A 23739-nucleotide genomic window follows, 5' to 3' on the forward strand; every position below is an offset into this window, starting at 1 on the left:
GAAATTGATAGTATATGATTAAAAAATGCTTAAAAATGATATTATTTATTTTGTTGTAATTAAAAATTATTATTTAAGTAGGGAGAATTCATGAATTTTACTAAAATAAATCAATCTCATGAAAACAAATCAAGTGTTCATGGTGTTATTAGTCAGTTTTTAAATCAGTATAAGTTTATTTTCATATGTTTTTTTGTTTTTCTTTGTATATTAATTTCTAGTTTTTTATGGAAGCAATCTGATTCTTATCGTGTGTTATATAATAATTTATCTAATTTAGATGGTGGTGCAATTATAACACAATTAAAGCAAATGAATGTTCCATATCGATTTACTAAAGATTCTGGATTATTATTAGTTCCGGAAAATAAAATTTATGAAACTCGATTTAAATTAGCAGAGCAGGGTTTACCTAAAGGTAGTGGAGTGGGATTTGAGTTATTGGATAGAGATAAATTGGGTAGTAGTCAATTTTTAGAACAAGTAAATTATCAAAGAGCTTTAGAGGGAGAGTTATCACGTAGTATTTTAAAAATTAATGTTATTCGAGATGCAAGAGTGCATTTAGCATTACCTAAAGAATCATTATTTCTTGATGAAAAAAAACAACCATCTGCTTCTATTATTGTTAATTTATATCCTGGAAAAATTCTTAATGAGAGACAAATTGAAGCGATTGTTCATTTAGTTTCTAGTAGCATCTCTGGTTTATCAGAAAATCATGTTTCTATTATTGATGAATTAGGTAATTTACTTACTCATACTAATAATAGTTATAATAGTCTAAATAGTTCACAATTAAATTATACTAAATTAATAGAAACATATTATAGTTCAAGAATAGAAAAAATTTTAACTCCATTAGTAGGAGAGGGAAATGTTCATGCAGCAGTTACAGCAAAGATGAATTTTAATGTTGAAACTAGAAGTGAAGATAAATATCTTCCAAATTTTTTTGATAAAGATCAATCTATTCGATCTAAACAAACTATGAGTCATATTCAATTAGAAACAGATAACAAAAAACAATCTCATCAAATTATTTCTAATTTTGATCATGATCAAATACAAGATAGTGATAATTTAATTAATACAAAAAAAAATACATCAGTAAAAAAAATGATTCCTGAACAAAAATCTTCTTTGATACAACAAATACCTACTGATTCTAATAATCAGCAAGAAAATACTATTAATTATGAATTAGATCATGTTTTATCTCATATTCAAGTACATACTGGAGATATACAACATTTATCAGCTGCAGTTATTATAAATTATGTTAAGAACCAAAAAGGGGAATTAATACCTTTAAATAATAAATCATTAAATCAAATAAAACATTTAGTACAAAAGATAATAGGATATTCTAAAAATAGAAAAGATTCAATTGAAGTAGTGAATGCAGCTTTTGTTCAACGTACTCCTTCTGCTCCAATTCATAAAATTATTACCATTAAAAGAGTGCAATCTAATCAAGATATATTAAAATTGTTGTTTAGTATAATTGTAATTTTATTATTTATAATAATATGTTACCAGTATAAAATAAGAAAATATAAAAGAAATAAGATAAATTTATTATCTCAACAAAATACATCTTTACAAAAAGAAACTATTAAATCTAATGTAAAAGCTAATATAGATGAATCATTTGAAGAAAAAAATAATAATTTAAAACAATCTAATTTTAATCAAAATATAAATAATTCTATTACAAAAAAAAATAATGATCCAAAAATCACTGCTTTAACGATTCAAAAATGGATAAACGGTGAATAAATTATGACAACAAAATTAACTGGAAAGGAAAAAAGTGCTTTATTATTATTATCGATGGGAACTGAAGAAGCATCTCAGGTATTACAATATTTATCTGCTTCTGAAATTCAAATTTTAATTAGTACCATATTACAAATTACAAAAAAAGAACCAAAATATATAAGTGTAGCATTGAGTGAATTTAAAAAGATTAATTATCAACAAGATATTTCAAATGTAAATATGTATCAGGATAATTTATTATCTATGTTACGTAAAGCATTAGGACATACAGATGCTATACAATTGTTTGATGATGCACTGGCAGTACAAAATAAGAAAGACAATTTAAATATATTAAATAATTTGAATTTAAATGAATTAATGTTATTAATTAAAAATGAGCATATACAAATTATTGTGATTTTATTAATTTCTATTCCTCATCACCGTTCGGTTCAATTATTTGAATTATTAGATTCAAAAATGCAAATAGAAGTAATGTTAAGAATAACAAAATGTAATAAAATAAGTCGTAGAGTATTAATCGAATTTTCTAAATTTATTAATCAATTATTAAATTTTAAGCATTATTCATTTCAGAATATTCATGGTTTGCAAGTTAGTTCAGAGATATTAAAATCAATAAAAAAATCGGATCAAAAAAAAATATTAACTGAAATATATATATGCGATAAAAACATTTTTCATAAAATTATTGTTCAGATATTTTCTTTTGAACATATTATTGATTTAGATAATATTAATATAAAATTTTTAATAAAAAATATAAATAAAGAAAAGTTATTTTTTTTATTACAATATAGTGATAAAACGTTACAAGAAAAATTTTTAAATCTTATGACTAAAGTTGATGTTGATTTATTTTATAAAAATTATTCTACCAAAAAAAATATTTCAAATTCCATTATTCAACAAGAAAGAACAGAAATGGTTAATTTAATTAAAAGTTACTTAGATAGTAAAAAGATGTCATTTAGTATGATAGGATAATAATATGTTTAATACGATAATTAAAAAAAAATGGAAGAAATGGTATCCAAATGAATTAAATAAATCTAATAAACAGAATACAATAAATTCAGATTTAGATATATCGTTACAAAAGAATGATAAAGATACAGATGATCAATTTAGTTCTCAACTACATTTAGATGATGTTATTAACGTTGATGCTAATCAATCGTTAATAGATATAAATACAAATAAGAATGTTAATACGAATAATGCTGTAAATAGTGTTAGTTGCATTGAAATAGAACAAGAAATGGAGATTTTCAAACGAGAAAAAGAAAAATTTTATGTAACAATCAAAGATTTTTTAGATAGTTTTAAATATGCTATAGATATGTTAGATCAATCTATAGCTAATCATTTAATGGAAGTAGTATTAAAGGTAACTGAAAAAGTTATTAATAGTTCTCCAGTATTAGAAAAAGAAGTACTATTAAATATGATCAAAAAATTTTTAAATCAAGATATTATTTTTTTAAAATCATTAAAATTACATATTCATCCGGATAATCAGTTATTAGTAGAAGAAAAATTTCAAACAATATTTAGTTCTTATGGATGGAAAATAATTTGCGATCAGACTGTCGATATTAATAGTTGTAAATTTTCTTCAGATGAAGGAAGTGAATTTGATGGTAGTATATTAGCTCGTTTCCATGCAATAACTAGATCATTGTTTAATGAGGAATGATAGTAGTGAGTAATTTACAAATAAAAAATTGGTTAAAAAAAATTAATCTATTAGAAAATAGTTTAAAGAATAGAATTCCTAAATTAATTTGTTCTGGTCGTTTAATTGGATTAAATGGTTTAATATGTGAAGTGCAAGGGTTATTTTTATCAATTGGTTCAATTTGTATTATTGAAAAAAAATTATTTAAAAAAAAAATTCATAAGAAATGTGAAGTTATTGGTTTTAAAAATAATGTAATGTTTATCACTCCATTAGATGGTATTGTAGAAGGTTTATGTTGTGGAGATCGTGTGTTTTACAATTATAGTTTAAATCAGGATAAAGATATTGTTAAAAATAAAGTTCCTTTAGGTTTTAATTTATTAGGTAGAGTTTTAGATAGTCAAGGAGTACCTTTAGATAATTTAGAATCATTTCATCCTGAATGTTATGATACATTGTATACACCTATTATTAATCCATTGTCTCGTAAATCTATTACAAAAATTTTAGATTTAGGTATTCGTTCTATTAATTCGCTATTAACTATTGGATTAGGACAAAGAATAGGATTATTTTCTAGTTCAGGATTAGGAAAAAGTGTATTATTGGGTATGATTACTAAATATAGTTCTGTAGATATTATAGTTATTGGTTTAATTGGAGAAAGAGGAAGAGAAGTTAAAGATTTTATAAATAACATTCTTGGAAAAGATGGGTTATCTCGTTCAGTAATTATTGCTGCCCCTGCAGATGTTTCTTCTTTATCTAGAATTCAAGGTACATTATATGCTACTAGAATTGCAGAATATTTTAGAGAGCAAAATAAGAATGTATTATTAATTATTGATTCTTTAACTCGTTATGCAATGTCTCTGCGAGAAGTTTCATTGTCGTTGGGAGAATTACCTGTTGTTAAAGGTTATCCATCTTCAGTTTTTTCTAAGTTACCTATGTTAATAGAAAGAACTGGTAATACAAATGTTTGTTCAGGATCAATTAGTGCAATATATACAATATTAACAGAAAAAGATGAAGAAAATGATCCTGTTTCAGATATTGCTAAATCGATATTAGATGGTCATATAATTTTATCTAAAGTATTAGCAGAATCTGGTAAATATCCTGCTATTGATGTTTCAGCGTCTATTAGTCGTGTTATGAATAGTTTAATTAGTATGAAACACTGTAATTTTTCAATGTTTATAAAACAATTGATTTCTGTATATCAAAAAAATGAAGATTTGATTAATATGGGAGCATATATTGCAGGTAATAATATATTACTTGACCAAGCTATTAAATACAAACCTCAATTAGATAATTTTTTAAAACAAGATGTATCTGAAAGAATTGATTATCATACTTCATATCTAGAATTAGAAAATTTATGTAATATGATTAATGTTAATAATTAAATTATTGTTTTATTATTTATTGGTGTAATAATGGTTACAATAAAAAAATTAGATTTTTTAGAAATGCAATTAAAAATTAAGTTAAATTTACAGCAAATAAAGTTAAATAATAAATTTTTAAAAAAAAATCATGTTTTACAGCAATATTTACAACTTATTAAATATCAAGAAGAATATTATAAACATTTACATGTAAGTATATTAAAAGGAATTAATATATCTACTTGGAAATGTTATATAAAATTTTTAAATATGATAGATCGAAATATTATTTTGCAAAAAAAAATATTATTGCAGTATAGTGATGAAATTAAAAAAATACATAATATTTATAGAAAAAATTATTGTAAAATACAAATATATAAAAATTTAAAATTATTAATTTATAAACATAAAATATTAAAAAATGAAACTTTATTTCAAAAAAATGATGATATTTTAGTGTCTTTACATTTATTAAGACAGGTGAAAGATTGTCATGTTATTTGAAATCAATAGTAAATTGTTTACTAATTATGTAGAAAAGAATAAATATTCTGATAATCGTTCTAATAATTTTAAATTAAAATTAAATTCATTTAATAGTATATATAAAAAAGAAAAAAAAGATAATTTGTATATTAATAAATCAATTTTATATAAAAATAGAAATAAAAAAAAATATTTGTATGATATAAGTTATGATTTTATTTTGAATAATTGGATTAAATATGTGGATTATGACAGTTCGATTCGAAACTATAATTTTTTAAATTGTATTAATCGAAGTACTTCTTTGTATGATCATCTTATGAAAAAAAATTATTTTTTAAAAAGTTTATGTAGTAATAAGTATAATTCTCAATATAATCATAATAATGTTAATTATCAAAAAAATAATTTAATTAATAATATAAAATTTTTTTTTAATCAACAGGTATCGAATTATAACAATTGTATAAATAATAATGTTCATACAAATAATGAATTATATAAAGTTAAGATCTTTGATAATCATCTAATTGTGAATAACAGTTCTTATAAAAATTATATTAACAATTATTTCGTGTTAACTGTTCAGTTAGACAAAGAATTCAATTTTAATGATATAATATTTAATTATTTTAATAATATTATATTTGTAAATAATGTTTTATTTATTAATAATGTTAGTAATAAAATTATTAATAAATTTAGTGTATGTGATATGAATAATATATCATTTTCTAATATTCATTTCATTGTAGAACAGTTACTTAACAAATTATTTTTGACAGCAGAACTTAAAAATAAAATTTTTGAACAAATATTAATATTCAAATTAAAAAAAATAAGTGCTGTTCAATTACATATTTACTCAAAAGATAAAGGTTTTATTTATATTGCACTAAATATATTAAATAATAATTTAAATTTAAATTTTATGTCGTTAGATAGTACTATGCGATTAGATTTTATTTCTTTTCTATCTGATTTAAGAAAAAAAATTAAAAAAAATAGAATAAAATTTAATGAAATTGTTATTCATGATCATAGTTTTTTTTTACAACAAAAGAAATATAATAACATTAATATAAATTATGATTATAATCATAAATTAAAATATAATAGAAAAACAGTTCAACTATTTCCTTCTGAAAATTATAACTTAGTTATGTTACATTTTAATGATGTACATCATGTATATGTTTAGAATATGTTATAAAGTAAATAGTTGATAATAGTAAATTTTTAATCTATACAATTAATAATTGTATTATATTTTGATATTTAATTAATAAATTTAGTTATAATTATATTTATAATTATATTTTTTTTAATTTTAATTATCAAGGTGTGTATAATGGATAAAGAATTAATTTCTAATGTTGATTTAAAACAATTTTTTTTAGATCTTCAAACTAAGCAATGTAAAAATAAGATTGGTAATAAATTGCATGATTCTATTTTTCATTTAGAAAAGTATACAAGTATTCTGGAAGATATAAATCAGTTATTTATAAAAAATTTTCAAATGAATTTATCTAAGTTTGTTGGATTAGATATTATTAATTATAATTGTAGTGCTATCTATAATATATCTTATTCAGAATTATTAAATAATAATAATATTCCAATTAAAATAAATATTATGAAATTGATGTCTGATGAAAAAGTGGTTTTTGTTGGTATTTCTTCAGAATTGATTTATTCTATAATAGATTTATTATTTGGAGGAACAGGAATATTATCTTCTTATTTTATTGCAAAAAATCATTTTACATGTTATGAACAAAGTATAATAAAAAGATTGTACACTATAATTAGTGAATCATATTGCAGTGCTTGGAAAACTATGTTTTCTGTAGATATACCTCGCATTATTCATGAAGATATATGTATTAATGATAACATTATTGGTTGTTCCAAAAAAACTAATTTATTTTATTCAGAATTTAATACTAATATGAATAGCACTAGTATTATGTTTAGTATTTGTATTGCAAGTAATCTTATGGAAGAATGGAATAAGAATTTATGGAAAAAAAATACACTATTATTTAAAAAAAATAATAAAATTAATTGTAATCATTTTAATGTATTAAAGAATTTAGAATTAAATGTACAAGTTAAATTAACAGATTTTCAAATTCCTTTATCCAATATTATAAAATTAAAAGTTGGTGATATATTAACTATAAAAAAACCTAACAGTATTGTAGCATATGTTAACGGTGTTCCTTTATTATCAGGAAAATATGGCTCATGTGACGGTAAACATGCTTTCTCTATATGTAATATAAACAATATTAATTTGAAGGAATAACATATGATTAATAAAAAAAAAAATCAATATGATTTACAACATAACGAGCAGAATGATAGTATTGATACAACAAAACAATCACTAGATAATGCAGAATTAGATTTGATTAATAATAATGATACTAAAATATTATCTAATAATAATATTGATTTAATTTCTGATGTTCCAATTCAAATTTCAGTAGAGTTAGGAACGATAAAAATACCAATAAAAGATTTTTTACAGTTATCTATAGGATCAGTATTAGTTTTAGACAATGATTTAGATAAACCTTTGAATATTTTTATTAATAATTATTTAATTGCTCAGGGGGAAATAGTAGTTATTGAAAATAAGTATGGAATTCGAATTACTCATATTATAGAAAATTCTAAAAATATGTGTTATTTTAATCAATAAAAAATTTATTTTAATTAAATATGATTTTTTACGTATATTTTAATTATATATTTTGTAAAATATGTAATATTAAATATAATTGTATTATGGAACTTAAAAAATATATAAAAGTATTAATTTTCTTGAATTATTATTAAATTAATTGATTAGTTTTTATTTTTCTATTTTATATAATATGGTTATTAATATATTATTACAGTTTATCAATGGATTATGTATGTTATATATATATTCAATAATTTAAAGAATACTAATATATTTTTTTTTAATATGTTGGATTAGATTAATCAAATTATATAGTAAAATTATTTTAAACTAATTATATATATAATATTATAAAGTAAATATATTGGATATTACGATGGTGAATAAGATACTATCAATTTTATTTTTATTTTTATGTTCTTCAAATATTCATGCAGAAGTACTTAGTTTAACTACACATCCTTTAAATAATGGAGGACAAAGTTGGTCTCTTCCCATTCAAACATTAATATTTATAACATCTTTAACTTTTCTTCCGGCTGTATTATTAATGATGACTAGTTTTACTAGAATTATTATTGTGTTTGGATTATTAAGAAATGCTATTGGGACTCCTTATGCTCCACCTAATCAAATTTTATTGGGATTAGCATTATTTTTGACTTTTTTTATTATGCATCCTGTTTTTGATAAAGTATATAAAGAAGCATATTTACCTTTTACGCAGGATAAAATTTCTATAGATATAGCTTTTCAGAAGGGAGCTCAACCATTTAAAAAATTTATGTTAAAACAAATTAGAAAACCTGATTTGGAATTGTTTTCTAAATTAGCTCATATTTCTTCTTTTTCTAATTTAAATGATATTCCTATGAGAGTTGTCGTACCGTCTTTCATTACTAGTGAATTAAAAACAGCATTTCAAATAGGTTTTACTATATTTATTCCTTTTTTAATTATTGATTTAGTTATATCAAGTGTATTAATGGCTTTAGGTATGATGATGGTTCCACCGTCTAGTATTTCTTTGCCTTTTAAGTTGATTTTATTTGTTTTAGTTGATGGATGGAAGTTGTTAGTCAATTCGTTAGCGCAAAGTTTTTATCTTTAGTACATTAATATTTTTTTTATGTGTTATAATAATTAATTCAATTATGCATGTTTGTAATAATAATGAGGTTTTATGACTCCTGAATCTATAATGACAATGTTTCATGAAGCTATGAAAATTTTATTAATGTTAATTTTTCCTTTATTATCATCAGCATTATTTACAGGTTTAATTGTCAGTGTATTACAGGCTTCTACACAAATTAATGAACAAACTTTATCTTTTATCCCTAAAATATTATCAGTTTTTGGAGCTATGATGATTTTTGGACCATGGATGTTAGGTATTTTTTTAGATTATGTTCAGAATTTATTTAATCATTTACCATCAATTGCACACTAATGTTAACAATTAATAGTATAGAATTTTTTCATTTATTAAATAATATTTTTCTTCCTTTTGTTCGGATTTTATCTTTATTTTTGACTGCTCCTATTTTTAATGAACGTGTAGTTTTTTCTAAAATTAAAATTATCATATCTATATTTTTTAGTTTTTTAATTACTCCATTTTTACCAGATATTCATATAGATTTTTTTTCGTCTAATTTTTTATTAATCTTCATTCAGCAAATGATAATTGGAATATTTTTAGGATTTTCTGTACAGATTATTTTTTCTGCAGCAAATATGGCAGGAGAAATTATTTCAACACAAATAGGATTATCTTTCTCTAATTATTTTGATATTAATACTAGGAATAATTCATCTTCAATTACCCGTTTATTAAATATATTATTTTTATTTTTATTTTTATCTTTTAATGGTCATCTTTGGATTTTATCAATTTTGTTTGATAGTTTTTATCGTATACCTATAGATTATTTTTTTTTAAATGTTAAAGTATTTTTGCTATTAATTCATTTTTCTAGTTTTTTATTTGTAATTAGTTTAAAACTATCTTTTCCTATTATTATTTTAATATTAATTTTAAATTGTATTATGGCGTTTTTAAATCGTATATCTCCTCAAATTTCTATTTTTTCTATAGGTTTTCCTATTATTTTACTTTTAGGAATTTTTTTGTTGTATTTTTTAATTCCATTTTTAGCTCCTTTTTTTCAAAATTTATTTTTAAATATTCAAAAATTTTTGTTGAATGTCATGATTTAAGTAAAAAAGATTTATATATTAATATTTTTTCAATAGATATGATTAACAATATTTAAATTAAGTTAAATATTGTTAATCATATCTATTAAAAAATATTTTTTTTATTTTTTATTAATATGATGTATTTAATGTTTATATTTAATATTATATATAATGATTTCTTAATTTATTTAATTTTATGTTCTATGTATAAAGTATGTTTTTTAATAATTGGATCATATTTCTTTAATTCAATTTTTTTAGATTGATTTCTTTTATTTTTAGTTGTAGTGTAATAATGACCACTACCTGAAGAAGAAATTAATTTTATTTTTTCTCTGATTTTTTTAGCCATAAATCCTTCTTATATTTTTTTATTTTTCTTTAATTTATTAACTTTTTGTAGTGTTGCTGTAATTCCATTTTTATCTATAATTCTCATTCCTTTTGTTGATAGATATAATTTTATAAATTTTTTATCTTCAGGAATCCAAAATTTATGTTTGTGTAAATTTAAAAAAAACTTTCTTTTAGTGGCATTCATAGCATGTGATCTATTATTTCCTACTATAGTTTTTTTCAAAGTAATATTACATATTTTAGACATTTATAAATCCTTTTTAGTGATTTTGTTAAAAATATTTATATATATTTATATATATAGTAACATATATATAATAATTGATTGTATATAATATAAATTATGTAGTTAATTATATTTATTTTTCTTTTTTTGTAAATATGCATTCAATATAAATATTAATATAATTATATTATTTTAAATAATAACATTAGATTTAAATGATGATATTATATTTAAAAGGGTTTATAGTAATGTTATTTTATAAAAAATTTTTTATTGTATTGTTTTTGTTGTGTTCAATATTGTTTAGTAGTTTGTATGTACTATTTAATAGTACATTTGGATTAAATGTAATTTATTTGATCAGTAGTTATTTTATTTCTGGGTTAAAAGTAGAAAAAATTGTAGGAGTTTTTAACAATTTTAAGTTAAAAAATTTTTCTTATTGTGTTTCTGGTTTATTAATTCAGTCAAATGAAATTCACTGTATTATAAAATTCAATTATTTAGTAAATGATTTTTTTTATGTTAATCAATTTCAATTAAATAATACAATTATTAAAATTAATACAAATCAATTAAAATTATTTACTCATCAAACATTATGTATTCAAAAAATTTTTACATTATTAATTAAATCTAAGATAATTAGCCAATTTATAGTTAAAAATTTATTATTACAATTTGATTATATATATATTTCTATTTTCAGTTTTACTACTTCTTTTCATTTAAATAATAGATTATTATTATTTGATTATTTCAAAATTAAATATTTAAATTACTTTAATTTTAATAATACAAAAAAAAGTATTAATAATATTTTATTGTTTTTTTGTAAAGTAAAAAATTTATTTAATTTGTATGTGATAAAGAACATTTTTTATGATTACTATTATATAGAGATAAAAAATATTAAAATTGATCATTTGTATTTGTTTCATTTTAATAGAATAAATATTAATAATATATTGTTAGAATTGAAATTAATTAATCATAAATTATTTTTTCGATATCTTCAATTTAGTTTTTATTTTTTAAAACTTAACTTTCAATCATTGAAGTATCATTTATGATAATGTAATATATTTAATTAAATATATTTATAACTATAAAATGTATTTGTATAATGTAAATATACATTATACATAATATTTATATTGAATACTTATTATTGTTGATTTTGATATCGATATATTGAATGTTCTATTTCTAAAATAGCATGTTTTTTATTTTTCCATTCTATAACTTTTACCCATTTATTTTTTTCTAAATTTTTATAATTTTCAAAAAAATGTTGAATTTGTTTTTTTAATAATATAGGGAAATCCAATATATCTTGTATCGAATTATATTCTGTAGAAATATTATAATTAGGTACTGCTATTATTTTTGCATCATCTCCAGATTCATCTTTCATATGTAACATACCAATTGGTCTACATTGAATGACTGAAGGAGCTAAAAGAGGATATGGTGTAGGAACTAATATATCTAAAGGATCTCCATCTAAAGATTTTGTATTATTTATATAACCGTAATTACATGGATAAATCATAGCACTAGATATAAATCTATCAACAAATAGTTCATAGTGATTTTTATTCATTTCGTATTTAACAGGACTAGAAAAAGCGGATATTTCAATAATAGCATATATATCTTCTGGAAAATTATTTCCAGTGGGTATATTTTTAAAAGACATAACAATTCCTGTTCTTAATTTTATTAGAAATATATATTATATATATATCTTTGTAAATATAATTTTTCTATTTTTATTTAAAATTTTAAATATATTGAATAATGCTAATTTTTGTTAAAATTAATATGTTATTAATAATAGTAAGTAATGATAAACATTATAGTTTTTTTTATTTAATCAAATTGAAAATTTAATATATATATTATTAGTATGATTTAATAAATTTATATACATATTTTAATTAAATAACTTACAATTAAATAATTTATGTAGATATTTTTATATTTTTATATTTAATCATAAATATTATCAATAATATAAAATTAATAATAATTTACATAATTAATATATTGTACAATTTATTAGGAATTAAGTGTGAAAATATATGAAGATAGTGTACAAGAAGAAATGATTCTAAAAGAAATAGTTGAATATACTTTAAAATTAGTTAAAAATTATAAAAAAAAGTATTTAGCTTCAGTTTCGATTCATAAGACTAATGGAATTAATTTAACTGTTAGGTCTGGAATATTAGATTATTTAGAATTTAATAATGATACAGTTCTAACTATCACAGTATATTATAACAATAGAAAAAGTATGGTTTCTTCTACTGATTTAAATTTAAGTTCTATAAAAATTGCTGTAGATACAGCGATACAAATAGTTGAATATATATCAAAAGATTTATGTCATACTTTACCAAATTATAATTTGTTAGCTATGTATCAACATAATTTAAAGTTATCTTATCCTTGTCTCTTAAGTATTAAAGAAGTTGTTTTTATAACAAAGCAAATAGAAGAATTTTCTTTACAAGAAGATTCTCGAATTATTCATTCTGAAGGTTCTTCTTTTTTTAGTCATATACATACCATTGTTTTAGGAAATACATTACATATGTTAAATTCTTATAAAACGAGTATACATTCATTTTCAATTTCTGTTGTAGCTCGAGATTATAAAATTATGGATGGTATGGAACGAGAATATTATTATACTACATCAAGAAAATTTAATAATTTAATAAGTCCCATTATTATGGGTAAAATTGTTTCTAACAAAGCTATATCAAAATTAGGATCAAAAAAAATATTTACAAAAAAAACTCCAATATTGTTTGATTCAGAAGTTTCTGCAAGTATTTTCTCACATTTTATGTATTCAATTCAAGGTTCTAACGTATATAGAAAAAATACTATTTTATTAAATGCTATGAACACAGCAGTTTTTCCTATTTGGTTAAGTATTATTGATAATCCAAAGTTGGAAGAAGGATTAGGTTCTAAACCTTTTGATTTAGAAGGAGTCATGACTAAAAAACATACTATTGTAGAGAGAGGTATATTAAAAACTTGGTTATTAGATACATATTTTTCTAATAAATTAAATTTAACTAGTACTGGTCATTCTGGAGGTATTCATAATTGGTTAATATTAGGTCAATCAAGTGTTGATATTAGTAATTTATGTAAAATTATGCATCGAGGTGTTTACATTACTGAATTGATGGGTGATGGTGTGAATATAATGACAGGAACATATTCTCGTGGAGCTTCTGGTTTTTGGATAGATAATGGTAAGATTCAATATCCTATTAATGAAATTACTATATCTGGAAATTTAAAAGATATGTGGAAAAATATTGTAATGATAGGAAATGATACTGATATGAGAAAAAGAATACAATGTGGATCTATTTTAATATCGGATATTCAAATTTCAGGTAAATGAATAATTATTAAAGAATGTATTTTAATTTAGTATCAGTTAACTTATAAGCCGGGTTCTGTATTTGATAGTCATTCATCTAGATTAATAATCGCTTATTAATTCAAGCAGCCTACCCAGATTTAAAAGTACGGGACGCACTGTCGTTAATCTTTATTTGGCTTTGCTCCAGGTGGAGTTTACCTTGCCGAATTCTATTACTAGATCCGCGGTGTGCTTTTACCACACCTTTTCACCCTTACCTTATTTTTATAATATTTATTAAATATTTTATTTGGCGGTATTTTTTCTGTGGCACTAGTCGTAAAATATTTTCCCAGATGTTATCTGGCACCTTACCCTATGGAGCCCGGACTTTCCTCTACTTATTATATTTCTATTGTTAGTAGCGACTATCTAGTTAACTGATACTCTTTAAGTATAGCATTATTTGTTTTTTTTGTCATATTTTAATTGATTAATTGCATATTGATATATTATTTTTTTTTTTATTCCATGTATTTTAGATGTAAGTATTGTTGATTGTTTTAAAGATAGTGTTTGATTTAATAATAAGAAAGTATTGATATGTTTTTTTTGTATTGTTTCTAATAATACTTCTTTATAACCTTCAATTAAAATAATCATTTCTCCTTTACAATAGTCAGGATTTGATTGTAATAACTGTAACATATTAGAAGCATTAGTCCGATATATTGATTCCCAATATTTTGTTAGTTCTCTAGTAATGACTATGTTTCTGTCAGAACCTAATTCATTAATAATGTCTTTTATAGATAATATAATTCTATGAGAAGTTTCAAAAAAAATTATAGTTCTATGTTCTTTTTTAATTAATTTTAACAAATTGCATCTATCATTTTTTTTAGTAGGTAGAAATCCTTCGTAACAAAATTTATTAGCAGGTAATCCAGATCCAATAAGAGCAGTGATAATTGAGCATGCTCCTGGTAAAGGAATGATACGGATATGTTTATTTTGACAAGCTTTTATTAAATTAAAACCTGGATCATTTATTATTGGAGTTCCAGCATTTGAAACTAATGCAATGTTTTTTCCTGTTTCGATTTTATTAATTAAATAAATTGTTTTTTTTAATTCATTATGTTGATTAAGTGAAGTTAAATATTTTTTTATATTAAAATGTTTAAGTAATTGGGAAGTATGAATAATATTTTCTGCTGCAATTAAATCTACTTCATTTAATATGCTTAAAGCTCGGTGTGTAATGTCTGATAAATTTCCAATAGGTGTGGGTACAATATATACTAATCCTGTTTTTTTTTGTTTTATGGTTTTATTATTCATTTATATATTTCTATATTATATAATTTTGATATTATGAAGTATTTGTTTGTATGGTTTGATCAATTAAAAATCTATATATACAGATATATAGTTATTTTTAAATAATATAATTATGTAATAAATAGTATTTATATTTTTAGCACAATATAATAGATTATCAATTTAATTCAAGTGATTTAATAAATTAATATTATTTATCATTATTGATAATGAATATTTATAGATAATATTAATACTGTATTAAAACATTTAATAAAATTATTTTGATAATAATCATATTTATTGGAACATATATAGAATTAAAAATATAAATTTATTATATTAAAATAATAATATATATTATGATAATGTATCTTTATTTATTATATTTATATATATGTAAAGTAATTACATATTAAAAAACATGAAATAAATTATTTATATAGTTAAATTGTATATTTTTATACTTTAAATTTATTAATTGGCATGATTAAATTAATATTTGATTTTAGAGGTATATGTGAAACGTGTTGTAGTAACTGGAATAGGTATATTATCTAGTATTGGGAATGATAAAAATACAGTTTTAAATTCTTTAAAATTAGGTCAATCAGGAATCGTATTTGTAGATGAAATGAAAAAATCAGGTATGCGTAGTCATATAGCTGGAAAAATTATTCTACAGAAAAATTTATCTTTGGATAGAAAAGTTATAAGATTTATGAACAATGCTGCAATATATGCCTATTTAGCTACTATCCAAGCTATCCAAGATTCTTCTATGTCTAAAGAAATATATCAAAAAAATCCTCGTATTGGAATTGTTGCAGGATCAAGTATAGGATCACCTAGAATACATATTTCTGCTGTAGATGTGATGCGTAAAAGAAATCGAGTTCAATCTATTAATCCTTATTCTGTAATTAAATCGATGTCTTCATGTATTTCTGCTTGTTTGTCTACTGCTTTAAAAATATATGGTATTAGTTATTCTATCTCTTCTGCATGTTCTACTTCAGCTCATTGTATTGGAAATGCTTTTGAATTAATTCAACTTGGAAAACAAGATATTATTTTTGCAGGTGGTGCTGAAGAAGTAACATGGGAGTTAGCATGTGAATTTGATGCTATGGGGGTATTATCTACTCGATATAATTTAATTCCTGAATTAGCTTCTCGTCCATATGATATGAATAGAGATGGTTTTGTAATTTCTGAAGGAGCAGGTATTTTAGTATTAGAAGAATTAAATCATGCTAAATTGCGTGATGCTCCTATTTATGCTGAAGTAGTTGGTTATGGAACAACTTCTAGTGGATATAAAATGGTTGAATCTTCAGAATTAAGTATAGAACGTGCTATGAAAGAATCATTAAAATATGTTGATATTAATAGTGTTGATTATTTAAATACACATGCTACTTCAACTGTAAATGGAGATATGCAGGAATTAAATGCTGTTAGAAATGTTTTTAAAGATTATGAACTTCCTTTAATTTCTTCTACTAAATCTATGACGGGACATTCATTAGGAGCGTCTGGGGTGCAAGAAGCTATTTATAGTTTGTTAATGTTAAACAATAATTTTGTTGCTCCTAGTACTAATATTAATGATTTAGATAAATCAGCTGTAGATATGAATATTATTAGAAATACTGTTTACAAGGAAATGAATATTGTTATGTCAAATAGTTTAGGTTTTGGAGGAGTAAATGTAAGTCTAGTTTTTAAAAAAATTTAATTTATTTGAAATTTTAATATGTTGATATATTATAGTGTTAATATTAAATAAATTTATTTTTTATTTAATAATATATATATTAATTTATTATTCTATAATTGAATTATAATTCATATTATACTACGATATGAATGTAGTATTTTTAATAAAATATATTTTATATTTTAACTTGGTAACTGACTATGAATCAATTAGAATCATTAAAGAAATTTTCTAAAATTGTAGTTGATAGCGGTGATATTGAATCTATAGAACAGTATAAACCGGAAGATGTTACTACTAATCCTTCTTTAATTTTAAAATATTGGAATTTAGATATTTATCATAATATATTAATAAATTCAATAGAGTATGCTAAAAAAAAAGGAGGTAATTTAAAAAAAAAGGTACATAATGCGGTTAATAAAATTGCTGTTGGGATAGGATCAAAAATATTAGAAAAAATTACAGGATATGTTTCTACTGAAGTTAATGCTAAATATTCGTTCAGTATAGAAGATTGTATTATTGAAGGGAAAAAATTAATTTCTATGTACGAAGAAGAAGGGGTAAATCGATCTCGTGTCTTGATTAAGTTAGCTGCTACTTGGGAATGTATTCAAGCTGCAAAAGAATTAGAAAAATTAAATATTAAATGTAATTTAACTTTATTATTTTCTTTTGCTCAAGCTAAAGCTTGTGCAGAAGCTAATGTATTTTTAATATCTCCTTTTGTGGGAAGAATTTATGATTGGTATAATTTACATTATCCTTTATTACAATATGATGTAAATAAGGATAAAGGAGTTTTATCAGTAAAAAAAATTTTTAATTATTTTAAAACATATAATTATAACACAATTATTATGGGGGCAAGTTTTCGTAATATACAACAAATTTTAGCTTTATCTGGTTGTGATCAATTAACTATTTCTCCTATTTTATTAGAAGAGTTAAAAAATACTATAGGAAAGGTAGATAAACAATTACATATTCCTAATGAAATCACTATTATTAAACCAAAAAACTTATCTAAATCAGAATTTCTTTGGGAACATAATTTAGATCAAATGGCAGTAGAAACATTATCATCAGGTATTCGACAATTTGGATTGGATCAAGATAAATTAGAGAAATTAATAATTCCTTATTTAATTTAGATAATTTTTATAATGATTATAAAATTGTATAATTACGATAAAAACATATATTAATTATAATTAATACAGTTATATTTTCATAATATTGGAGTATATATGTTTTCTAGAAAAGAATTAGCTAATGCTATTCGAGTTTTGAGTATAGATGCAATCGAACGAGCTAAATCTGGTCATCCAGGTGCACCAATGGGTATGGCTGATATAGCAGAAGTATTATGGAGAGATTTTTTTCGTCATAATCCTAATAATCCTGATTGGATAGATCGTGATCGATTTGTGTTATCTAATGGTCATAGTTCAATGTTATTGTATAGTCTTTTACATTTAACTGGTTATAATTTATCTATTAATGATTTAAAAAATTTTAGGCAATTGAATTCTAAAACTCCTGGTCATCCTGAAAATATTTGTACAGATGGAGTAGATACAAGTACTGGTCCATTAGGACAGGGATTAGGATATGCTGTAGGAATGGCTATAGCTGAACGTACATTAGGAGTAACTTTTAATCGTCCTAATTATAATATTGTGGATCATTATACTTGGGTTTTTGTTGGTGATGGTTGTTTAATGGAAGGTATTTCTCATGAGGTATGTTCTTTAGCTGGAACATTAGGGTTAGGGAAATTAATTGTTTTTTATGATAAAAATAATATATCAATTGATGGAGATACTTCAGGTTGGTTTACTGACGATACTGCAAACCGTTTTCAATCATATAACTGGAATGTTATTAATAATGTGAATGGACATGATTCTAGTGCTATTGTTCAAGCAATAAAAGATGCTAAGAAAAATATTACTCAACCTTCTATTATTATTTGTAATACTATAATTGGTTTTGGTTCACCAAATAAATCTGGAAAAAAAGATATTCATGGTGCTCCATTAGGTAAAAATGAAACATTATTAACAAAAAAGCAATTAGATTGGAACTTTGATGATTTTTATATTCCACAAGGTATATATGAACAATGGGATGCTAAAAAGAAAGGTAGAATGTTAGAATTAGAATGGAAACAAAAATTTATTGAATATTCTAAATTATATCCTAAGTTGTCTTTAGAATATGAACGTCGTATAAATAGTATTTTACCTGATTCTTTTTCTGATGAAATTGATAATTTTATTAATATTTCATTGCTTCATCCTAAAAATATAGCTACTAGACAATCTTCGCAAAATACATTAGAAGTATTAGGTAGAGTATTACCAGAATTAATAGGTGGTTCTGCTGATTTAACACCTAGTAATTTAACTAATTGGTCAGGTTCTAAATCAATTAATCAATTTTTATTTGGTAATTATATTCATTATGGAGTACGTGAATTTGGAATGACTGCGATTGCTAATGGAATTGCTAATCATAAAGGATTTATTCCTTATACATCTACTTTTTTAATGTTTGTAGAATATGCTAAAAATGCAGTACGTATGGCAGCTTTAATGAAATTACAACATGTTTTTGTTTATACTCATGATTCTATTGGATTAGGAGAAGATGGTCCAACTCATCAACCAGTAGAACAATTAGCATCACTTCGTTTAACTCCTAATTTAAGTGTTTGGAGACCATGTGATACTATTGAAAGTATTGTTGCTTGGAAGTGTGCATTAGAAAGAAAAAGTGGTCCTACAGCATTAATTTTATCTCGACAAAGTTTAAAACAATCTTGTTATACTGGTATTAATATTAGAAATATTTTTCGAGGAGGATATATATTAAAAAAATCTATATCTCTAATTAATATAATTATAATAGCTACTGGATCAGAAGTTGAATTAGCTGAAAAGGTATTTGTTGAGTTAGAAAAGATGGGATATTCAATACAATTAGTCTCTATGCCATCTTGTGATGTATTTGACAAACAAGATAAAGAGTATCAGGAATTAGTATTACCTAAATTAATTACTAAAAGAGTTGTAATTGAAGCTGGAGTATCTGCTGGTTGGTATAAATATGTAGGTATGGATGGAATAGTAGTTGGATTAGATACTTTTGGAGAATCGGGACCAGCTGAACAATTATTTATTAAATTTGGATTTACTGTTAATGATATAATTAAGAAAATAAAAATATTATTTAACGACCATAATTATAATTGATAATATATAAAAATTATATTTTAATGAATAGTTAATATTATATTGATGTGTATATATAGTAATATTATATGTTCGTTATAATTTTTTTATGTAAATAAAGATTAATAATTAAATAATAATTTTAGATATCAATATGTTATATTTATATTTTTATGTTAAATAAATATATATACTATTTGTAATATATATATAGTATTATTTTCATTATAGTAATGATAAAAAATTAATAAATATATGTTTAAGAAAATGTTTTATTGTTATGATTTTTTATAAAATGATAGTAAATATTTATATTAATAATTTTATATTTATTAATTAATAAAATTATTTTATATATTAATATAATATTATTTTTATAAAAAAAATAATAAGGAATATGATGTTATGTCTTGTCCAGTTTTAGAATTAACTAAAAATCTTGTAAAAATTCCTTCAATTAGTCCTTTAGATTTAGGTTGTCAAAATATTATAAGTCATCGATTACGTTCATTAGGTTTTAAAGTTGAAAATATTAAAATAAATAAAACAAATAATATTTGGGCTGAAAGAGGTTTTGGAAAAACTTTGACTTTTTTAGGACATACTGATGTAGTATCTCCTGGTAATTTAACTAAATGGAATACTAATCCATTTGATCCAGTGTTAGTAAAAAAAAAATTGTTTGGAAGAGGCGTGGCTGATATGAAAGGAGCTATTGCTGCTATGATTGTGGCAGTAGAACGTTTTATATTTAATTATCCCAAACATACTGGACGTTTATCATTTATTATTACTTCAGATGAAGAATCTACTGCTCTTGATGGAACTGTCAAAGTAGTTGAATTATTAAATTCTAGAAAAGAAATAATTAATTATTGTTTAGTAGGAGAACCTTCTAGTATTACTGTTTTAGGTGATACTATTAAAAATGGAAGAAGAGGTTCATTAACGGCTTGTTTGTTGATTAATGGTATTCAAGGACATATTGCCTATCCTCATTTAGCTGATAACCCTATACATAAGTCTTTACCTTTTTTATCTGATCTACAATCTTTTACATGGGATAAAGGAAATCAATATTTTTCTCCAACTAGTATGCAAATATATAAAATAGAAGCTGGTACTGAATTTAATAATATTATTCCTGGTCATATATTAATTGAATTTAATTTTCGATTTAGTCCTGAAATTACTGTAGATAAAATTAAAAAAATAGTGGAAAATATATTAAATTTTTATTATTTAGATTATTCAATAGAATGGTTTTTATCAGCTAAACCTTTTTTCACAAGTAAATCAAAATTAATTAATAGTACAATATATGCGATACAAGAACATACAAATATTTTTCCTAATTTATCTACTGATGGTGGAACTTCTGATGGTAGATTTTTATCAGAAATAGGAGTAGAAGTAGTAGAATTAGGATTAATAAACGATTCTATTCATCAGGTTAATGAATATGTTAACATTGATGATTTAAAATCACTGAGTATTATATATGAAAGTATTATTAAAGATTTGTTATTGGGAGATTCATGATCATTATCTATTCTGCTTTCGTTAGATTGTATATCTCATTAATTAAATTTTTAGATATAGTTGGAATGAGTCATATGATAATTTTGGTAACATTATTAATATTAAATTATTTGAGTATTTTCAGAGTATCATTTTGATACTCTGAAAATATAATTTAATCAATAAATTTAATTTAATATTAATAATATACATTAATAATACTAAGTTAATCATTGTAATTTTATGGATGTTTTTAATATTAATATCTGATTTATGAAAATTATTGTTGAATTATGATTTTTAAATAATATGTTTTTATTAACAAATACTTAATATATATACATTTATTTATTAATTGTATTAGTATAAATTTTATGTAATACATTTGTTAATAATATTAGATTGTTGTAATGCTTTTATTAGTTTTTTTCTTGTATTATATGATGCGGGTGTCATAGGTAATCTTAAAGTATCATGTTGAATTAAATTGAGTTTTTTAGCTACCCATTTTACAGGAATAGGATTAGGTTCAAGAAATAAGCTATGATGTAAAAACATTAATTTATTATTAATATTTTGTGCATCTATAAATTTTTTTTGTAACGCTAATTGACACATTTTTTGCATTTCTTTTGCTGCAATATTGGCTGTTACAGATATAACTCCCTTTCCTCCTAATTTAATAAAATCTAATGAAGTAGAATCGTCACCACTAATGAGTATAAATTTTTTATTTACTTTTAATTTAATGGTATTAACACGAGATAGATCTCCTGTAGCTTCTTTTATTCCGATAATATTTTTTAGACGTGACAATTTTATGACAGTAGATGGAAGTAAATCACAACCTGTTCTTAAAGGAACATTATATAATATTTGTGGAAGTTCTGTATTTTCTGAAATAGCTTTAAAATGTTGATATAATCCTTCTTGAGTAGGTCGATTATAATAAGGAGTTACAGTTAAACACCCTATTATTCCAGAATCCTCAAATTTTTTTGTTAAAGAAATACTTTCTGTTGTAGCATTAGCTCCTGTTCCAGCAATAACTGGAATTTTTCCATCAGATAATTCTAATGTCAGCATTACTACATAATGATGTTCATTTTGATTTAATGTAGCAGATTCTCCAGTTGTACCTACAGAAACAATAGCTGATGTTCCATTATTAATATGGTAATCTACTAAATTTTTTAAACTGGATCGACAAATTTGTCCTTTTTCATTCATTGGTGTAATTAATGCAACCATGCTTCCTGTAAACATTATCTATTCCATCCTAAAAGGTATTTAACGGTATATTTAATAGGTATATGTAAGGTATAATACTAATAAAAACAAATTATTTTTACTTTTAATTATAATAAAATTATTGAAAATATATATATTATTATAATTTATTTTTATATTTTGAATTTAAATCGCTATCGACCATATATGTATATACATGATTTTTATTTATAGGTGATATCTATATATTATTTTTATAATAATAAAAATAGATTTCTAAATATTTGAATTATATTAAAATTATTTATTTAATTATATTTAATAATTAAAATTAACTATAGTTAAGTTTTACTATTAAAGTAATAAAATATATTATATTTTATAGCATAATTTTATGTTATAAAACAGGTTGAATAATGTTTATAACTATTTTTTAAACTATATAGTATAATTAATAGT

General features: G+C 22.0%; 22 protein-coding genes and 1 other RNA gene. 17 read left to right on the forward strand and 6 right to left on the reverse strand.

Annotation, left to right across the window (positions count from 1 at the left end; translation table 11 throughout):
- Positions 1-90: 90 nt before the first annotated feature.
- The 11 genes from fliF (at position 91) to fliR (ending at position 10279) form a co-directional block, all read left to right on the forward strand.
- Complete coding sequence (fliF, locus tag AB4W75_RS00315) at positions 91-1782, forward strand: flagellar basal-body MS-ring/collar protein FliF (RefSeq protein ID WP_367679478.1); 1692 nt, start codon at positions 91-93, stop codon at positions 1780-1782.
- 3 nt (positions 1783-1785) lie between these two features.
- Positions 1786-2775, forward strand: coding sequence for a FliG C-terminal domain-containing protein (locus AB4W75_RS00320; protein WP_367679479.1), 990 nt, complete (start codon positions 1786-1788; stop codon positions 2773-2775).
- Positions 2776-2779: 4 nt separating this feature from the next.
- Positions 2780-3487 (forward strand): FliH/SctL family protein, encoded by a 708-nt coding sequence (locus AB4W75_RS00325; protein WP_367679480.1) that lies wholly within the window; start codon positions 2780-2782, stop codon positions 3485-3487.
- The gene (locus AB4W75_RS00330; protein WP_367679481.1) at positions 3484-4887 is read left to right on the forward strand and encodes a FliI/YscN family ATPase; all 1404 of its coding nucleotides are present in this window, start codon (positions 3484-3486) and stop codon (positions 4885-4887) included. Before AB4W75_RS00325 ends, AB4W75_RS00330 begins: the two co-directional genes overlap by 4 nt.
- Positions 4888-4917: 30 nt before the next feature.
- Positions 4918-5376, forward strand: coding sequence for a flagellar FliJ family protein (locus AB4W75_RS00335; RefSeq protein WP_367679482.1), 459 nt, complete (start codon positions 4918-4920; stop codon positions 5374-5376).
- The gene (locus AB4W75_RS00340) at positions 5366-6559 is read left to right on the forward strand and encodes a hypothetical protein (protein ID WP_367679483.1); all 1194 of its coding nucleotides are present in this window, start codon (positions 5366-5368) and stop codon (positions 6557-6559) included. Before AB4W75_RS00335 ends, AB4W75_RS00340 begins: the two co-directional genes overlap by 11 nt.
- A 150-nt stretch (positions 6560-6709) precedes the next feature.
- Positions 6710-7672, forward strand: a complete 963-nt coding sequence (locus AB4W75_RS00345) for a FliM/FliN family flagellar motor switch protein (RefSeq protein ID WP_367679484.1) — start codon at positions 6710-6712, stop codon at positions 7670-7672.
- Between the two features lie 3 nt (positions 7673-7675).
- Complete coding sequence (fliN, locus tag AB4W75_RS00350) at positions 7676-8071, forward strand: flagellar motor switch protein FliN (protein ID WP_367679485.1); 396 nt, start codon at positions 7676-7678, stop codon at positions 8069-8071.
- A gap of 361 nt (positions 8072-8432) precedes the next feature.
- Positions 8433-9167: a flagellar type III secretion system pore protein FliP gene (gene fliP, locus AB4W75_RS00355; protein WP_367679486.1), complete on the forward strand. Its 735-nt coding sequence runs from the start codon at positions 8433-8435 to the stop codon at positions 9165-9167.
- Between the two features lie 72 nt (positions 9168-9239).
- Entirely contained in the window at positions 9240-9509 is a 270-nt protein-coding gene (gene fliQ / locus AB4W75_RS00360; RefSeq protein ID WP_367679487.1) for a flagellar biosynthesis protein FliQ, read from the forward strand.
- Positions 9509-10279 (forward strand): flagellar biosynthetic protein FliR, encoded by a 771-nt coding sequence (fliR, locus tag AB4W75_RS00365; protein WP_367679488.1) that lies wholly within the window; start codon positions 9509-9511, stop codon positions 10277-10279. Before fliQ ends, fliR begins: the two co-directional genes overlap by 1 nt.
- 166 nt (positions 10280-10445) lie before the next feature.
- Here the strand turns inward: fliR and rpmG are convergent, their stop codons facing one another.
- Positions 10446-10613 carry a 50S ribosomal protein L33 gene (gene rpmG, locus AB4W75_RS00370; protein ID WP_367679489.1) on the reverse strand — a complete coding sequence of 56 codons (168 nt, stop codon included), beginning with the start codon at positions 10611-10613 and terminating at the stop codon, positions 10446-10448.
- Positions 10614-10622: 9 nt separating this feature from the next.
- Positions 10623-10865, reverse strand: a complete 243-nt coding sequence (rpmB, locus tag AB4W75_RS00375; protein ID WP_367679490.1) for a 50S ribosomal protein L28 — start codon at positions 10863-10865, stop codon at positions 10623-10625.
- A 263-nt stretch (positions 10866-11128) separates the two neighbouring features.
- Here rpmB and AB4W75_RS00380 point away from each other — a divergent pair, with 263 nt between their 5' ends.
- On the forward strand, positions 11129-11917 hold the full coding sequence (locus AB4W75_RS00380; RefSeq protein WP_367679491.1) for a hypothetical protein: 789 nt from the start codon (positions 11129-11131) through the stop codon (positions 11915-11917).
- 95 nt (positions 11918-12012) lie between these two features.
- Here the strand turns inward: AB4W75_RS00380 and ppa are convergent, their stop codons facing one another.
- Positions 12013-12546, reverse strand: a complete 534-nt coding sequence (gene ppa, locus AB4W75_RS00385; RefSeq protein ID WP_367679492.1) for an inorganic diphosphatase — start codon at positions 12544-12546, stop codon at positions 12013-12015.
- A 375-nt stretch (positions 12547-12921) separates the two neighbouring features.
- On the opposite strand from ppa, the gene pmbA reads away from it, so the two are divergent.
- Positions 12922-14280 (forward strand): metalloprotease PmbA, encoded by a 1359-nt coding sequence (pmbA, locus tag AB4W75_RS00390; protein WP_367679493.1) that lies wholly within the window; start codon positions 12922-12924, stop codon positions 14278-14280.
- Between the two features lie 28 nt (positions 14281-14308).
- Here the strand turns inward: pmbA and rnpB are convergent.
- Together rnpB and rsmI are read right to left on the reverse strand one after the other, a co-directional pair.
- An RNA gene (gene rnpB / locus AB4W75_RS00395) (RNase P RNA component class A) lies at positions 14309-14685 on the reverse strand.
- Between the two features lie 18 nt (positions 14686-14703).
- On the reverse strand, positions 14704-15585 hold the full coding sequence (gene rsmI / locus AB4W75_RS00400; protein ID WP_367679494.1) for a 16S rRNA (cytidine(1402)-2'-O)-methyltransferase: 882 nt from the start codon (positions 15583-15585) through the stop codon (positions 14704-14706).
- A gap of 499 nt (positions 15586-16084) precedes the next feature.
- On the opposite strand from rsmI, the gene AB4W75_RS00405 reads away from it, so the two are divergent.
- The 4 genes from AB4W75_RS00405 to dapE all read left to right on the forward strand — a co-directional run bounded on the left by AB4W75_RS00405 (position 16085) and on the right by dapE (position 22071).
- The gene (locus AB4W75_RS00405; RefSeq protein WP_367679495.1) at positions 16085-17305 is read left to right on the forward strand and encodes a beta-ketoacyl synthase N-terminal-like domain-containing protein; all 1221 of its coding nucleotides are present in this window, start codon (positions 16085-16087) and stop codon (positions 17303-17305) included.
- Positions 17306-17487: 182 nt separating this feature from the next.
- Entirely contained in the window at positions 17488-18444 is a 957-nt protein-coding gene (tal, locus tag AB4W75_RS00410; protein WP_367679496.1) for a transaldolase, read from the forward strand.
- Between the two features lie 96 nt (positions 18445-18540).
- Positions 18541-20550, forward strand: coding sequence for a transketolase (tkt, locus tag AB4W75_RS00415; RefSeq protein WP_367679497.1), 2010 nt, complete (start codon positions 18541-18543; stop codon positions 20548-20550).
- 384 nt (positions 20551-20934) lie between these two features.
- Positions 20935-22071: a succinyl-diaminopimelate desuccinylase gene (gene dapE, locus AB4W75_RS00420; RefSeq protein ID WP_367679498.1), complete on the forward strand. Its 1137-nt coding sequence runs from the start codon at positions 20935-20937 to the stop codon at positions 22069-22071.
- 351 nt (positions 22072-22422) lie between these two features.
- Here the strand turns inward: dapE and dapA are convergent, their stop codons facing one another.
- A complete protein-coding gene (gene dapA, locus AB4W75_RS00425) occupies positions 22423-23316 on the reverse strand; it encodes a 4-hydroxy-tetrahydrodipicolinate synthase (RefSeq protein WP_367679499.1) in 894 nt (297 codons plus the stop codon).
- Positions 23317-23739: the final 423 nt, after the last annotated feature.

This window comes from Buchnera aphidicola (Eriosoma lanigerum), from assembly GCF_964059125.1.
GTDB classification, from domain to species: Bacteria; Pseudomonadota; Gammaproteobacteria; order Enterobacterales; family Enterobacteriaceae; genus Buchnera_D; species Buchnera_D aphidicola_C.